At 37.6% G+C, this 16853-nt stretch carries 13 protein-coding genes; 8 read left to right on the top strand and 5 right to left on the bottom strand.

All coding sequences use genetic code 11. The features are described 5' to 3' along the window. Positions 1-91 precede the first annotated feature (91 nt). On the top strand, positions 92-1726 hold the full coding sequence (gene ushA / locus I6F49_RS10100) for a bifunctional UDP-sugar hydrolase/5'-nucleotidase UshA (RefSeq protein ID WP_197180212.1): 1635 nt from the start codon (positions 92-94) through the stop codon (positions 1724-1726). Between the two features lie 29 nt (positions 1727-1755). Here the strand turns inward: ushA and I6F49_RS10095 are convergent, their stop codons facing one another. Continuing rightward, positions 1756-2700 (bottom strand): hypothetical protein, encoded by a 945-nt coding sequence (locus I6F49_RS10095; protein WP_197180209.1) that lies wholly within the window; start codon positions 2698-2700, stop codon positions 1756-1758. Beyond that, complete coding sequence (locus tag I6F49_RS10090) at positions 2693-3559, bottom strand: hypothetical protein (RefSeq protein WP_197180260.1); 867 nt, start codon at positions 3557-3559, stop codon at positions 2693-2695. The genes I6F49_RS10095 and I6F49_RS10090 overlap by 8 nt, the downstream gene beginning before the upstream one ends. A 251-nt stretch (positions 3560-3810) precedes the next feature. Between I6F49_RS10090 and I6F49_RS10085 the strand changes: the two genes are divergently transcribed. The 3 genes from I6F49_RS10085 to I6F49_RS10075 all read left to right on the top strand — a co-directional run bounded on the left by I6F49_RS10085 (position 3811) and on the right by I6F49_RS10075 (position 11432). Next, positions 3811-4665, top strand: coding sequence for a S1/P1 nuclease (locus I6F49_RS10085; RefSeq protein ID WP_166420036.1), 855 nt, complete (start codon positions 3811-3813; stop codon positions 4663-4665). A gap of 43 nt (positions 4666-4708) precedes the next feature. Then, entirely contained in the window at positions 4709-7942 is a 3234-nt protein-coding gene (locus tag I6F49_RS10080; protein ID WP_197180207.1) for a TonB-dependent receptor, read from the top strand. Positions 7943-8282: 340 nt separating this feature from the next. Beyond that, positions 8283-11432, top strand: a complete 3150-nt coding sequence (locus tag I6F49_RS10075) for a TonB-dependent receptor (protein ID WP_197180205.1) — start codon at positions 8283-8285, stop codon at positions 11430-11432. Between the two features lie 51 nt (positions 11433-11483). Here I6F49_RS10075 and I6F49_RS10070 read toward each other — a convergent pair whose 3' ends face one another. Beyond that, positions 11484-11915 carry a MarR family winged helix-turn-helix transcriptional regulator gene (locus I6F49_RS10070; protein WP_197180202.1) on the bottom strand — a complete coding sequence of 144 codons (432 nt, stop codon included), beginning with the start codon at positions 11913-11915 and terminating at the stop codon, positions 11484-11486. 152 nt (positions 11916-12067) lie between these two features. Here I6F49_RS10070 and hmgA point away from each other — a divergent pair, with 152 nt between their 5' ends. Together hmgA and maiA are read left to right on the top strand one after the other, a co-directional pair. Continuing rightward, positions 12068-13369, top strand: a complete 1302-nt coding sequence (gene hmgA, locus I6F49_RS10065; protein WP_197180199.1) for a homogentisate 1,2-dioxygenase — start codon at positions 12068-12070, stop codon at positions 13367-13369. Between the two features lie 2 nt (positions 13370-13371). Continuing rightward, positions 13372-14001, top strand: a complete 630-nt coding sequence (gene maiA, locus I6F49_RS10060; RefSeq protein WP_197180197.1) for a maleylacetoacetate isomerase — start codon at positions 13372-13374, stop codon at positions 13999-14001. Between the two features lie 11 nt (positions 14002-14012). Here maiA and I6F49_RS10055 read toward each other — a convergent pair whose 3' ends face one another. Continuing rightward, positions 14013-14246, bottom strand: a complete 234-nt coding sequence (locus I6F49_RS10055) for a TIGR02647 family protein (RefSeq protein WP_007375551.1) — start codon at positions 14244-14246, stop codon at positions 14013-14015. A 138-nt stretch (positions 14247-14384) separates the two neighbouring features. On the opposite strand from I6F49_RS10055, the gene I6F49_RS10050 reads away from it, so the two are divergent. Together I6F49_RS10050 and I6F49_RS10045 are read left to right on the top strand one after the other, a co-directional pair. Then, the gene (locus I6F49_RS10050) at positions 14385-14687 is read left to right on the top strand and encodes a DUF1496 domain-containing protein (RefSeq protein WP_008134362.1); all 303 of its coding nucleotides are present in this window, start codon (positions 14385-14387) and stop codon (positions 14685-14687) included. A gap of 54 nt (positions 14688-14741) precedes the next feature. Continuing rightward, entirely contained in the window at positions 14742-15050 is a 309-nt protein-coding gene (locus I6F49_RS10045; protein ID WP_197180195.1) for a VF530 family DNA-binding protein, read from the top strand. A 52-nt stretch (positions 15051-15102) separates the two neighbouring features. Here the strand turns inward: I6F49_RS10045 and I6F49_RS10040 are convergent, their stop codons facing one another. Beyond that, positions 15103-16722 (bottom strand): diacylglycerol kinase family protein, encoded by a 1620-nt coding sequence (locus tag I6F49_RS10040; protein ID WP_197180193.1) that lies wholly within the window; start codon positions 16720-16722, stop codon positions 15103-15105. Between the last annotated feature and the right edge of the window lie 131 nt (positions 16723-16853).

The raw sequence follows: 16853 nt of genomic DNA, 5'->3' as shown, positions 1-16853 counted from the left end.
ATGAAATGTAAATAAGTACGTTTTTTTCGCATAAAACTAGTTTAAACTAGCCGCTCAATAAATTAAGTGGGCCTTAATAGACAGGTATTTTATGCGAATAATTATTTTATTTTCAGTTTTTTTAAGCGTACTTGGGTGTACATCGGCTACAACCGACTCAAGTGTAAATAACTCTCCTGCAACTCAATATCTTACTGTACTTCATACTAACGATAATCATGGGCGCTTTTGGCACAACGAAAAAGGCGAATACGGTATGGCCGCTCGCAAAACGTTAATTGACTCTTTACGCAATGAAGCTCAAAAGCAAGGTCATGCAGTTTTACTTCTCTCTGGTGGTGATATAAATACAGGCATTCCTGAGTCAGACTTACAAAAAGCAGAACCTGACTTTAAAGGTATGTCTTTGATTGGTTACGATGCAATGGCTTTGGGTAATCATGAATTCGACAACCCTATTGATGTATTGAAGCAACAGCAAAAATGGGTAAACTTTCCTTTTTTATCAGCCAATATATTTGAAAAAGAGTCAGGCGAACACGCGTTTGATAGCTACAAAATATTCAAAAAGAATGGATTAACTATTGCTGTTATTGGTTTAACAACAACCGACACAGCTAAAATTGGTAACCCTCAATATATTGGGCACTTAGAGTTTAAAGACCCTGTTGACGTTACAGCAAAACTAGCTACAAAAATAAAAGCTAAGTACAACCCTGATATTACAATCGCACTAACTCATATGGGTCATTATGTTGATGCTAACTTTGGTATTAATGCACCGGGTGATGTAACACTTGCTCGTTCATTGCCTGCAAACACGCTTGATATGATCATTGGTGGTCACTCTCAAGAACCTGTATGTATGAGTGATACAAATGTAAATGACGACAACTTTAAACCAGGCCTTGCCTGTAAACCAGACCAACAAAACGGTACTTACATTATGCAAGCCCATGAATGGGGTAAGTATGTTGGTAAAGCTGAGTTTAAACTTGAAAACGGTAAATTAACGTTACTTGACTACAAACTTATGCCAGTTAATTTGTATGTTGATAAAGTACAAGCTGATGGTTCTACTAAAGAAGTATTAGCAAACGAGTACATAAAACCAGACTCAAAACTTGAATCTTACTTAGCGGTATACCAAGCAAAAGGCGCTAAACAAATTGAAGGTACCATTGGTGAAGTTGATGCTCGCTTAGAAGGCGACAGAAACAAAGTTCGCTACCAACAAACTAATCTTGCGCGCGTAATTATTCAAGCTCAAATGGATGTAGTAAATGCAGACTTTGGACTAATAAGTGGTGGTGGTATTCGCAGCTCAATAGAAGCGGGTGAAGTAAGCTATAAAGATATTTTAAAGGTGCATCCTTTTAAAAACCGTATTACTTATATGGATTGGCAAGGCAGTGATTTATGGGATTACTTAAATACAGTAACGAGCTTCCCACCGGATGCAGGTGCTTACTTACAGTACCATAAGCTATCGTTTGAACGTAAAAATGGCCAGCTAGTTAATGTGGTTATTAATGGCCAACCTTTGAATAAAAATAAAACGTACCGCATGAGTCTAAATAGCTATAACGCATCAGGCGGTGATGGTTATCCTACGCTTACAAATAAAGAAGGCTTTGTTAGTACAGACGAAACAGATGCCCAAGCGCTACAAGACTTTATATCAAAAAACAGCCCTCTTAAAGCGGCTGAATTTACCCCTAAATAAATGAAGATAATAATAGGAAAGTAACTGTGTTACTTTCCTATTATTTCAATATTGCCTTTTCTAATATTTGCCAGCCCATAACTATGCAGTCGAGAGCGCGACCCTTCTCCATATGCTTTTGGGGGATAATATAATTCTTTCTCTTCAGGACATTCGTTAAGCACTTCATCTAATGCCGCACGTATTTCACTTAAGGTTTTTTCAAGACTATTATTAAAGTTAGGCCTTTTTCTAACCGTGTGACCAAGCTCAATCAACCTATAAAAATACTTATTCGCAAGCTCTAGCAGCTCCTCTGGTACATCTTTATTATGACTAAGCGCTACATCATCGTTATTTGTACAATACTCTACAAGTGCTAAATAAAAGCATAATGGCTTATTAGCTAAACTCATTTTTTGTTCTGGATTACAGCTACTCGATAGTGTTTTATCGTTAAGATCAACAATAAGTACAAGCGGCGTAGGCTCAGTAATTATTTGATGCTCTGTATTAATCAATTGTTTATTACTTTGCTTAATAAACGCAAATTTTATCCAAAAGCTAACCAACACACTTAAAACAAAAAACATTAAATAATAAATAATCTGACTCAACGTAAAGTGAGTGCGCTTAACGCTAAATACAACTAATACAAACCCGCTGTTTGTACTCAAACTACGTATTATTTGGTTGGGCTTTATAGGTGTTACCATCTCGCTTTTGGGCACAATAGTAACAACCCTAAGATCATCCGAATCGATATAGCTATTTAAGGTTTTAATGTAGCTATTAACCGCGTCTTTATTGCCTGAGTGTTTAAGCAGCTCATTTGATAAATCAAGTAAGGGTAGATCTAGTGCTATTTGCTTCTCTATCTGAATTATTTTTTGTTTAACTACTTGCTGGCTTTTTTGGGTTACAGAAATATAAAAAACAGACGATAGAATTAAAAATAAACATATAAAAACAAGTAATTGCTTATATTTACTCATCACTAACTTCCTCTTTTAAGTTTACTGAGCTAGTACCGCAACTCCAAAACGGCTGCACATTTTGATAGTAGTGCAACCTTTGATCTTTAGACATAGCAAGTAAGTTTTCCTGAACTGCACACAACAAATCAGTATTGTTTTGCCGCATTTTTAAATACCACCTTGTTCCAGAAATATTATTACTCAAAGGCGTAATATAATTTTTTGAAAAGCGTTTTTCGTCACTCTCTTTCCAAAATGAAGCAATAATATCGACTTTTCCGTCGGCGAGTAGATCACGTAATTCATTATGAGAACTAGCATAGGTAATTTTCAAATTAGCTAAATTAATATCCAGCTCTTTAAATACCTTCTTTGGTAATATGTGCCCTGAGCGGCTAGTTGGATAATCAAGCAAACCTATACGCTTATCTAAAAAGTACTGTTTTGTAATGCGAGGTTTTTCTTTAGACGATATAAAAAAGGCAGTGTAGTCAGAAAACCCAACAACGGGCTGGTAGTTATAAGTCGACTCTGCTTTGAAGGCGGCCATAATATTATTTTTAGCTAAAATTAAGTCAGCAATTCCTTTACCAACAAACTCAAAGCTTTCTGCGGTTCTATACCCCCAATACCCTTTTACAGAGCCATATTGTTTAGCCACTACGTTATCAGAACACAAATTCTGTGTTAATAACTTGGCTATTTTTTTCGATTGCGTGAAAATAATTAGCTGGTCTTTATTACTTGTTGCAGTTGTTTGACATTCTGTTGAGGTTTCAATCATAACTGGAAAATGCAAATCATCGTTGTATACACTAACTTGACCGCAAATCCACGTAACGACCAATAATAGAAACAAAAATGTAACAATTAACATTTTGTGCAACACGATATTTTTAAAATTCAAAGCAATGCTACTCAAAAAAAGATTATATAGTGCATTTGAACAATTTCGCTTACTTATTACAACAAGTAATTTTACCTGTTAAACATAAGTCATTGATTTATATCAAATCTAAATAAGAAACTATGAATTTTAATAAGTCCTTCCTATCAACACGAAAAGTGAGGACAATTGACCGCATTAGCTTATAGCAACCCCATGAAATATTCATTTAGGAAGTTCTAATGCATAACAGTATAAAGTACTCGATATCCTCTGCACTTTTGGTTAGTGCGATATTCACAAGCACCGACTCACATGCTTGGGGTCAAAATGGCCATCGTATTGTAGGGCAGATTGCACAATCTCATATAAGCGAAACAACTAAAGCAGCAATTAAGCCTTATTTAGATGGCGAGTCACTAGCTCAAATATCAACGTGGCCTGATGAAATGCGATCTGCTCCTGGTGAATTTTGGCAAAAGAAATCATCTCGTTGGCATTATATAAATGCAGCACCGGGTAAGTCTTTCAGCTTCAACCACGAACATACTAAAAACAAAGAATCTGTAAGTAATATCCTTGAAGGTATTCACTACTCAATGCAGACACTTACAGATACCAATAGCACGTTAGACGCTAAGCAATTCAGTTTACGTTTTTTAGTGCATTTAGTAGGTGATAGCCATCAGCCATTTCATGCAGGCAGAGGTGAAGACAGAGGTGGTAATCGTATAAAGGTTTCATTTTTTAATGAAGAAACAAATCTTCATAGCCTTTGGGATACAAAGCTAGTTGAAAACGAAAACTTGTCGTTCACTGAATACGCGCAATTTATCGATACTAATAACAGCGAACTGATTGCACAGTACTTACAAAGCTCACCTAAAACTTGGGTTGAAGAATCGCACAACTTAGCAACAAAAATTTATAAGTACACCAACGACGAAGTTGGATACAGCTACATTTATAACAATACGCCTATCGTAAAAACGCGCTTACAACAGGCGGGTATTCGATTAGCTGGATTATTAAATGCTTTATTTGACCCTTCTGCAAAAGAGTTAGAAACAGCACTAAAAATGACGACTGACAAATAAACTGTATTAAATTTATATAACCTACACACGGGAAATCAACATTATGACTAAGCTTCGCCTTTCGAAATTAACTGGAGCGGTAATTTTAGCGCTAGGTGTTTCTACAAGCGCAATGGCTGCTGATACTTCATCTGCAATGCGTGGTAAAATTACAACGCCTTCAGGTGGCAGTGCTGCAAACGTTAAAATCAAAGTAGTTCACCAACCAACGGGAACTATTAGTGAATTAACTACAAACGAAAGTGGTACGTTTATCGCTAATGGTTTACGTGTAGGTGGCCCTTACATGGTTATCATCGATTCTGATACGTTTAACGATACCACTGTTGAAAATATCTACTTGAACCTGGGTGAAACTTACCGTTTAAGCTCACAGCTTGCTCCGCTAAACATCGAAAAGATTGAAGTGTCTGGTTATAAAATTGTTCAACAATCAGGTGGTTCTAGCAGCACATTTGGTTCTGACACAATTGAAAATATGCCAAGTTTTAACCGTGATATTAAAGATATTGCGCGCTTAAACCCACTTGCCAGTATTAACGGCAATGGCGAACTTACGTTTGCCGGTAGTAACCCTCGGTCGAATGGTTTAACTGTTGACGGTATTGGTCAAAATGATGACTTTGGTTTAAATTTTGGTGGCTACCCTACTTCTCAGCCGCCTGTAGCGCTTGATGCTATTGAACAAGTTTCTGTTGATGTATCTCCGTTTTCAGCTTCTAAAGGTAACTTTGGTGGCGGTACTATTAATGCAGTAACAAAATCTGGTACAAATGAGTTTAAATTTTCTGGCTTTTACGAAATCTCTACTCCTGAGATAGCTGGCGATGTAAAAAGTATTCGTGAAGAAGATGAATTAGACCCACTAACGGGTCATAAAACTTATTCTTTTTATGATGTTGAGCCTATTCAATCAGAAAAGCGTTATGGTTTTAACGTAGGTGGCGCTATCCTTGAAGACGAGCTATTTTATTTTGTAAACTATTCTAAATGGTCAAGCGAACAGGATCTAGATTATGGCTTCGACGGTTCTGGTGCTGCTAATGAATTTAATACTTCTGAAGCTAACTATAATCGTTTCATTTCTATTTTAAATAATGAATACGGCCTGACTGATTCATTAGCAGGTGCGCCTGAAGATACTAACGAAAGCTTATTAGTTAAACTAAGCTGGAATGCTAGCGATGAACATCGCCTAGATTTCACGTATCAGTGGCAAGACGACCAAGACGAGCGCAATAGCAGTAGCGGTGGTAACTCTGTTGTTATGCGATCTAACACTTATGCTTATGTTACTAAGTTTAATAATTTTTCAACTAAATTATATTCAGATTGGAGTGACAACTTCTCTACTGAGGTTGGTATTGCGTATAAAGATGTAACATCAAATAGTAATACCCGCTCAGATTTGGGCAGTGTTAGTGTTTATGAAGAAGAAATAAATGGTCGTGGTACAGGAGCTCAATTTGCTTTTGGTACAGACAGCACCCGTCACGCTAATGTATCTGAAACTAAAAACTTAACGCTTACGTTTGATGCAACCTATTTAATGGATGAGCATGAAATTAACTTTGGTGCGCAGTACGAGTCATTAAAACTTTATAACCTATTTGCCGAAGATTCATTAGGATCGTGGCAGTTTAAAAGCTTAGATGATTTTGAAAATCGCATGGTAAGTTTTGAAGCTGCAGATTGGAAAAAAGATGAAAATGGTAACTACCCATACGCTTTTGAGTACAAAAATGCCTATACCAACAATTCAGCTGATAAAGCTTATGACGTAACGCGTAATCAACTTGCGCTTTATATTGAAGATAAGTTTTATATAGGCGATGATTTAGAAGTGACAGCGGGTATTCGTTACGAGCGCTTATCATCAGATGATAAACCAACGCTTAATGAAAATTTTGCTAATACGTATGGCTTTACCAATCAAGAGAACCTTGATGGTATAGATATTATTTTACCACGTATAGGCTTTAAATATTATGCTACAGAAGCACTTACAATAAGTGGTGGTATTGGTCGTTTCCAAGGTGGCATTCCAAACGTTTGGTATAACAACTCATTCCAAGCCGATGGTATTACAGAGGTAACCGCCCCTTCAACCGTTATTAATGAATATTATGCTAATAACCAAGCTGATATTACTCAAGTCCCAGATGAAATTAAAAACTCATTAGAGAAGGGCAGCGGCAGCGTTGCTTTTATAGACCCTAATTTTAAATTGCCTTCAAGCATTCGTACTCAAATTGGTTTTGAATATGAATTCGACTCTGAATTATTGGGCAACGGTTTTAAGTGGCAAGCAGAAATCGCTTACCATAAAAAAGAAAATGAAGCGGTATGGCACAATGCTTCAATTCAACCAATTGGATTAGCGGCCGATGGTGAGCGAGTTATTAATCAAACTATTTACGACAACTTTGATAATGCCGATATCGTAATGACTAACTCATCTGAAGATGGTCGTTCAATTATTATCTCAACTGGCCTAGCTAAAGAGTGGGACAACGGTTTATTTACCTCTTTTAGTTATGCACATCAAGATGTAACTGAATCTTCTATTGGTTCAGCATCGCAAGCTGAAGGTAACTACAAACATAATGTTACTGTTAACCGTAACGAGGACCTTGCTGCACGAGGCTCTTACGAGGTAGAACACAGCTTTAAAATTAATTTGGGTTACAATACTGAATTTTTCTCAGGCTACGCAACCAAATTTAATGTTTACTTTGAACGTCGTTCAGGTCGTCCATTTAGCTACACGATGAATATGTACCAAGATAGTGATTTAGGCGATACGAGTACGTTATACACTAACGGCGCATACTTACCTTATATTCCTACAGGAGCTGATGATTCTCTCGTAAACTGGAGTGAATCAGGAATGAATTGGAATCAGTTAGAGCTGCTGTTAAATAAAGCAGGTATATCTGAACGAGGGCAAATACTTGGTAAAAACACAGCGACTCAGCCTTGGGTAACAACCATGGATGTGAGCATCAAGCAAGAAATTCCTGGTTTTGCACAAGGCCACAGTGGTGAAATTTACTTCATGATTGATAACTTTGCCAATTTACTTAACAGTGACTGGGGAATCGAAAAACGCTTAAGCTATGCAAACCAAACTATTTATGACTTCGGTGGTTTAGATGATGAAGGTCGTTATATTATCGATTCAGCATACGACGGTGCAGATGTCCGTAATTATTCGCAAATCAGTTCTTCGTCATCAGCTTGGCAGGCTAAAGTTGGTATTAGCTACAAGTTTTAAGTCTTAAAACTGCATCAATAACTTGTTAAGTTATTTGTAAGTTACAATAAACCCATTGCAGATTTGTAATGGGTTTTTTATATTCACCCCTACAATTTCACATGTTTGTCATAAAGCCCACGTAATATATACCCCGATATAGAGTTATTGCTCAAAAAAACACTCAAATAGACAAAAATAGTACTATTTATTAAAAATATATTGCAGTTGTATTTTATTTGTAACGAATAAATAAGGTACACTAGTAACGGATTTTGAATAAATGAACTTCAACTGTTTATTTTACAAAATTTAAAATAAAAATATAAAAATTTAATTAATAACTACACGGGAAAATTAAATGAAAACTCAATTACGCAAAACAGCTCTTTCACTTGCTATTGCAGCATGTGTTGGTGTAAGTGGCGCTGCAATGGCTAACGAAACGACCTCTGCAATTAAAGGTCAAGTAATGGGGCCAAACGGCAACCCAGCAGCCGGCACTAAAGTAACAATTTTACATGTGCCTTCTGGATCAGTAAAAACAACTGAAGTAAATGACGCAGGTTACTTTACAGCTAAAGGCCTGCGTGTTGGCGGTCCTTATAAAGTAGTTGTTGATTCAGATATATATGCAGACCAAGAATTCAATAACATTATTCTTAATATTGGTAACGACTACCCTGTAAATGTTTCTCTTGAGTCACAATCAAGCATGGAACAAATTGTAGTTACTGGCGCGCCAATTAGCGCAATGTCTGGTGGTACTGGTCCGGCGTCTACATTTACGCTAACTGATCTTGAAAATACGCCAGCTATTAACCGTGATTTAAAAGATATTATTCGTATTGACCCGCGTATCACAATTGATGATAGCCGTGGCTCAATTAACTGTGGTGGTGGTAACCCTCGCTTCAACAGCTTAACGCTAGACGGCGTTCGTATGAACGATAACTTCGGCTTAAGCTCAAATGGTTACCCGACTATTCGCGCACCTTTTTCTTTCGATTCAATTGAACAAGTTTCAGCTGAACTTGCACCGTTTGACGTTCAATACGGTGGTTTTACATCATGTAACATTAATGCTGTAACCAAATCTGGTGGCAATGATGTTCATGGCGCTGTTTTCTATGATTACACTAGCGATTCTTTCAAAGGTGATAAAATTGAAGGCGATGACATTGATAACGGTAACTATACTGAAAAACGTTACGGTTTCAACGTAGGTCTTCCACTAATTGAAGATAAACTATTTTTATTCACTTCATATGAAAAACTTGAAGGTGTTCAACAGTTTAACTACGATGGTTTAAGCAGCGGCAGTGTAACTGCTGATGATATCTCGCGTATCACAAGCATTGCCCAAACTGTATATGGTTATGATGTAGGCGGAATGCCTTCAAGTATGCCTGTTGAAGATGAAAAAATCTTAGTTAAACTAGATTGGAACATCAACGAAGATCACCGCGCAAACTTAATCTACAACTACAACGATGGTAATACTGTTTCACAGTCTGATACTGGCTCTAGCCGTGTATCACTATCTAATCACTTTTATGATCAAAGTGCAGAATTCACTTCAATCATTGCATCTGTTTACTCTGATTGGTCAGATGACTTCTCTACTGAAGTTCGTATTGGTAAGTCTGAGCTAGATGCAACAGTACAATCACTAGATGCAGCAAGTAGCTTTGGTGAAATGCAGATCAAAACCGCAAATGGCGGTACAGTTTTCATTGGCCCAGATGATTCTCGTCAATCGAACGATTTAGATTACGATACGACTACATTTAAAGTTGCCGGTACTTACTACCTAGACCAACACACTATTACTGCTGGTTATGAATATGAAAACTTGAGCGTTTTCAATTTATTCGTACAGCACACTGAAGGTGAGTATCGCATTGGTTCAATTGATGAGTTTGAATCAGGCATAGCTGACCGTATTTACTACAACAACTCAGTAAGTACAAACGATCCAACTGATTCAGGTGCTAGCTTTGAGTATGCGCAACACACGTTTTACGTACAAGATGAGTATGCATTTACTGATTTAGATGCAACTATTCAGTTTGGTTTACGTTACGACAAGTACACAAGTGACGATGTACCAAACGCTAATGCAAACTTCGCTAGTCGCTATGGTTTTAACAACCAAGCTACATTTGATGGTATTGACTTACTACAACCACGCGTTGGTTTTCAGTGGTATGCAACAGACGAACTTGAAGTACGTGCTGGCGTAGGCTTATTCTCTGGTGGTAACCCTAACGTATGGCTTTCTAACTCTTACTCGAATGATGGTTTTACACAAATCGCCACAAGAGAGTTTCAATTAAGTAATTATGATTCGGCTTCAAAAACTATTGATTTATTTAATACGCCAAATGTGAATGGCGGCACTCCTGGTTTTGAAGTTCCACAAGAGCTATTCGACATTATTGGTGATACAGAAGTAGGTTCTGGTGATGGTCCAGTTAATGCTGTAGACCCTGATTTTGAAATTCCTTCAGAGTGGAAATACTCAATTGGTGCAACATACACAACTGAAAACGAGTATGTTATTTCACTTGATTACCTATATTCTAAGAAGAAAGATGCTGCAATACTGCGTGATATCTCAATTCAAAATAGCGGTGTGAGCACATTTGATGGTCGCCCGATTTATGAAGAAATTGATGGACGTAACGGCGATCTTTTACTTACGAATGTAAGTGGTGATAACGGCGACTCTTCAGTTATCTCATTAGCTGTTAGCAAAATGTTTGATAATGGTATTAGCATGAACTTCGGTTATGCCTACACAGATTCTGATGATGTCAACCCAATGACTAGCTCTACAGCAAGTTCTAACTTCGGTAACATTGCACTGACTGATCCTAATAATCCAGGTGTTGCATCATCAGATTACGAAATTCCACATCGTTTTACTATGACGCTTGGTTACTCTCATGAGTTTGTAGATGGTTTCGCTACGCGCTTTAACCTATTTGGTGAAGCATACAAAGGTTTACCTTACAGCTTCACATTTAATGGTAGCGACGAAGATACATTCGGTGATTTTAATTCAAATGATTCTCGCCAGCTATTGTATGTTCCACTTGAAAACGATCCTAACGTTGTTTACGACATGAGCGCTGCTGATATCAATGAATTCAATGATTTTATTGCATCAAATGGTTTAGAACGTGGCCAAACTACTAGCCGTAACGCTGAAAACTCTGATTGGTTTGTTAAGTTTAACTTTAAGTTAACACAAGAGCTTCCTGGTTTCATGGACGGACATAAAGGTGAAGCGTTCTTTGTAATTGATAACCTTACAAATCTGTTAAACGATGATTGGGGCGTACTTAAAAAAGGTCCTTTCGTAGGCGCTAGCATGATCAAAACATCAATTGATGATCAAGGTCGCTACGTTTACTCTGACTTTAATGCAAACAATGCTAATACATCAGTTCAAACTGATGCATCTGTATGGCAAATGCGTGTAGGTGTTCGTTACACTTTCTAATTTAGCTTATTAAATTAGTTAATATTTTAAAAGCCCACATTGTGGGCTTTTTTATGCCTTTAATTTGTTATTTAACTTTTCAAAAATACTCACTAACACTTCATATTCTTCGGTGGTTAAAGTGCTCAGTAATTGTTTTTCCCAATTCAATGCATCAGGTGCTATATTTTCATATAAGTTTTGCCCTGCTTGGCTCAGCACTAGTAAGGCTGCGCGCTTATCTTGCTCATTTAACTCACTTCTCACTAAACCTTTATCTATTAAAACTTTTACCGCGCGTGAAACGGTCGATTTATCCATGTTTGCTTGCGTGCATAAATCCTTTGCGTTGCTTTGGCCATACTGCGCTAAGTTAGCAAGTATTCGCCACTGAGGAATATTTAAACCGTATTTAGTTTGATAAACCTCGGCAAAGTCGTTACTTACGCGTGTTGCTATATTTGTTAATTGATAGGGTAAAAACGTTGCTAAATCAATTTTCATTTTTGGTTATCCCCGCTTTGTAAGCTTTACTTTAGTGTCCATTTATATTTACGGACGCGCGCAGTTACACATTTGATATTAGTCTCACTTGAGAGTATCTTAACTGAAATAAAAATAATATTAAACCAACCCTCCTCTCACAGGAGTCAGTAATGACGACACAATTAAGTTATATGACAGGTTTTGGTAATGAATTTGAAACACAAGCGCTACCCGGTGCACTGCCAATAGGACAATTTAGCCCACAAAAGGTTAAATACGATTTATACACTGAGCAATTTAGCTCGACTGCATTTACGGCTCCTCGCGCTTCAAATCGTCGCACTTGGTTTTACCGCCTTCGCCCGTCGGTAGTGCAAGGTGATTACCAAGCAATTGATAACGGCCTAATAAGAACAGCCCCAATCACTGAAGCCGTAACACCACCAACAATGCTACGTTGGAATCCTATTGATATGCCTTCACAACCTACTGACTTTATTGATGGCCTGGTAACAATGGCAGCTAATGGCAGTGCTAATGGGCAATCGGGTATTGGCATTCATGTATATGTCGCTAATCAGTCAATGCAAGGGCGTTACTTTTGCAATGCCGATGGCGAAATGTTGTTTGTCCCTCAGCAAGGTGAGTTATTAATCCACACCGAGTGCGGTAAGTTAAGCATTAAACCAGGTGAAATTGCTGTAATTCCCAGAGGAATTAAGTTCTCTGTTGATTTAATTGATGATACAGCCCGGGGTTATATTTGTGAAAATTATGGCCATGCGTTAGAGCTTGCAGAGCGAGGACCTGTTGGTGCCAATGGTTATGCCAACGACAGAGACTTTCAATACCCCGTTGCTGCCTTTGAAGATAAAGAAGGTGACTTTGAGCTTGTTTCTAAATTTAACGGTAATTTATTTAGCTGTGAAATAAAGCACTCTCCTTTTGATGTAGTTGCATGGACGGGTAATAGCTCACCCTATAAATACGACTTATCGCGTTTTAATGTAATGAATACAGTGAGCTTTGATCACCCCGACCCATCTATATTCACTGTGCTAACCTCTCCTTCTGCTACTGAGGGTATGGCAAATGTCGATTTTGTGATATTTCCACCGCGTTGGATGGTAGCTGAAAATACATTTCGCCCGCCTTATTATCACCGCAATATTATGAGTGAATTTATGGGCTTAATTGAGGGTGTGTATGATGCAAAAGAGCATGGTTTTGTACCTGGTGGCGCAAGTTTACACAATTGTATGTCGCCACATGGACCTGAAGCCGACGTATTTGAAAAAGCCTCAAACGCAGAGCTTACACCACAAAAATACGAAAACACTTTGGCCTTTATGTTTGAGTCGCGCTATATAATTTCACCAACAAAATATGCATTAGAAGGCAAAGATCGCCAACCAAATTACACCGATTGCTGGCGTACTATTAAAAAACAATTTACAGGTTCACAGGATTAATTATGAAATTATACAGCTACTTTCGCTCATCAGCGGCTTATAGAGTCCGTATAGCGCTTAACTTAAAAGCAATCGATCATGAACTTGCTATTGTTAACCTTTTAAAATCGGAGCAACTTGGGGAGGAATACTTAGCAACTAATCCACAAGGCTTACTACCTGCACTTGAAACCGATGATGGTGTTTTAGCACAGTCGCTTGCAATACTGGAATGGCTTGATGAAACTTATCCACAATCGCCATTAATTACAGGAACTGCGTGGCAAAAAGCACAAATAAGAAACTTAAGCTTTGCCATTGCCTGCGATATTCATCCTGTTAATAATTTACGCGTGCTGAAGTATTTATCGAACGAATTAGGTATTGATGACGAGGCTAAAAATAAATGGTATCGACATTGGATAGAAGTGAGTTTTGAAAAAATAGAACTGATGCTAAACAAAAATGATGACTACTGTTTTGGTAACCAACCAACACTTGCTGACATTTGTTTAGTGCCGCAAGTATTTAATGCAATTCGTTTTAACGTAGATATGAGCGCTTACCCAAAAATTGCAGCTATTTACGAACACTGTAATAAATTAGCTGCATTTAATGATGCTGCACCGCAAAATCAACCCGATGCAAATTAAGCTAATTTAGATTAACTTTGTAGCGCGCTATGAATAACCGTAACGTGCTCAATTAAATCTAAGCCCAGATCAGTTAAATACCCGCCATCTGGGCTATCTATAATCCCTTTTTCAAATAAACGTTGCGCTGCACTAAGTAAGCTTGGCTCTGCGTCTGAGTGTAATTTAATACCCTGCATTTTGCTGTCGCGAGGAAACTTTGCTAATAGTGTGAATTCTTCGATCATTGTTTGATTAAATTGCATTGTGTGCACCTTTTTATTTGAATCTAAGTTGTTCTGTGAGTAACTAAGTTTATAATTAAAATCACTTTGTGTACTTTACACTAGCACGTTTTTTAGCTTAATGTATTATTTTTAACCCTCCCTATTTAAAGGCCTCTAATGCGTAACTTTTTAATTCTATGCTTTTGTTTTAGCAGCTTATCGTATTCAATACTTAGTGAAGCTACAACCCTTAAAACCCATTCAATTATTGATGCAAACCAGTTTGTAAATGAAGAATCAAACTGTTGGTACGACAACAAACGCTACAGCGAAGGCGCATTAATACAAATTCACTCATTTACACTTTTGTGCGGTGCTAAAACACCCCAGCACAGTAACAGCCAACTCATTTGGCTTAAAATAGATAAACAAGGTAATGCTATTTACCCAACAGCTCCTAAAACAATCACTGTGAATTAGCGCTAAAAGCTGATTTGAGCTACAATGCACGCAGTTTAAATAAGTAGTATGGCTATGGATAATCAACCTAAAAACCCTTTACATGGGGTAACGTTAGAACAAATACTTGTTGAGTTAGAACAGCGACTTGGCTGGAGAACACTTGGCGAGCAAGTAAAAATTAAATGTTTTACTGATCAACCGAGCATTAAATCGAGTTTAAAGTTTTTGCGTAAAACACCTTGGGCTCGCGATAAAGTGGAAGCACTTTATATTCACACTATAAATAATAGACCTATTCGTAGACCAAAAAGTGCACCAAGAGAAACATCTTCTCAAGCACCGGATACAACAGGGTTTGTTTGGCCATCAATTAAAAAATGATGTAAAAAAAGGAGCTATTTCAGCTCCTTTTTTAATTGTAACAAGTGCGATGTTATTGCTCTTTGCAAATCACATGTAATGAGGCCGGCTCAATAGTAATAACGAGTTTGTGAGCTGTTTTAACTTCCCCATCAAGTACGTACTTAAGCTCTCCTTCGCCTGTAACCTCAACTCTTTTAGCATTTGTATGATGCGAATTTATAGCTAAATGTGTTTGCGTTAAGCTACTAAACATCAGCTCCGCGATACTCAATATTGTCGTAGAATTTTCACTATTTGGTGTTAGCCAATTTACATCCAGAAGCCCGTCACTATGATCTGGCTGCCCACCACCTTGAGCCAATAGCGTTGTAAAAGGCGCGGCATTTGCCACAATAAAGCTATTTGTACATATTTCTTTCGGTTCATTATCATCGAGTTTTACACTAAGTAGCTGTGATTTTTGCTCGCCAAAGGCTTCAAAAAAACCGTTTAAATAGGCAAGCTGCCCCGATTTATTTTTAGACTCTCTATCTGCTTTTTCAATCATTGATTGCTCAAAACCAATACCTGCAAGTAACAGTACTAATTCGTTATTACAATAAGCGGTATCTATTGTGCTTGTTTGACCATCTATAATTAAGTCACATGCTTGCTCTACAGGAATAAATTTAGAGCTAATCCCCATCAATACATGCGCAAGTGCGTTTGCAGTGCCCATTGGTATAATACCTAGCTTACATTGTGTATTTACAAGTACGCTTGCAACTTCGGCCACGGTACCGTCTCCCCCACACGCGATAATTATATCTGGATTTTGCTCAATCGCTTTTTTAGCAAGCTCAATACCGTTAATATCTTGTGAAGTAGTAAGTACTTTTAAATCGTAATAGGCCGATAACCGCGCAACAATTAAGTGCTCTTTTTCTTCCCACAAGCGCGTGCCCGATACTGGATTTGCAATTAACACGGCTTTGTTTTTGATCAGTAATTCGCCTTTTTTATGTCGCTTAGCTAAATGGCGAAGTTGATGCTTATTTAAGTTTGCGGTTTCGCGGGTTTCTTTTATTTGTGCGAGAATTTGATGTACATCTGCATTTTTGTTTTGACTCAATAAGTAAGCTGCCATTACAAATACCGAGCGTCCGCGCCCTAAAGCACAATGAACAACCACACGGCGGTTTTCTTTAATATGGTGATGTATCCAATTAATAGCCTGATTTAACTGCGAATGGGTAGGAATGCTATGATCGAGCACCGGAATGTTTAAGTAATTAATATTCTCTTGTGTTGAACTCCACTCAAGTCCGTCAAACTCACACGTTACGTCTAAAATTGCCGTAATTCCGTTACCTTTTAATGTGTCGATATCTGAGGGAAACAACCTACATGCTAAAAATAGGTTATCGTTTATTTGTTGAATTGGCGGTACTTTATCGCGCTTACGTGACCAGGCATTATAGATTTGCACACCAAATAAAAATGGTACAAACGCCCAACGTATATAAAAAGGGAGCACCCCATTTTCACGCTTTCTGAATATTTTTGCAGCATTAAAAATATAGGCCGCGCTTACAAGTAAAAGAGAAAGCGCTGTCCAATAAAAAACAATAGCAAAATAAACAGAGTTTACTTCCCAACCAATAAAAGTAAGTAATAGCGCTAATAATAAATAACCAATTGCAGCCCACATAGACTCTCCTTTGTGAAAATAATTCCGATTTATAATCTTAATTTAAACGGCTTTATGTAGTCTTTTGCAAATATCACGCCATGTAAATGGCATTTTAAATTCAAATTAAAATCATAGGCTATTGATATATA

Origin of the sequence: Pseudoalteromonas sp. SWN166 (assembly GCF_015864485.1) — a bacterium.
Classification (GTDB): domain Bacteria; phylum Pseudomonadota; class Gammaproteobacteria; order Enterobacterales; family Alteromonadaceae; genus Pseudoalteromonas.
Note: the sequence above shows the minus strand (reverse complement) of the source record. Positions and strands in the feature narration are given on the sequence as shown.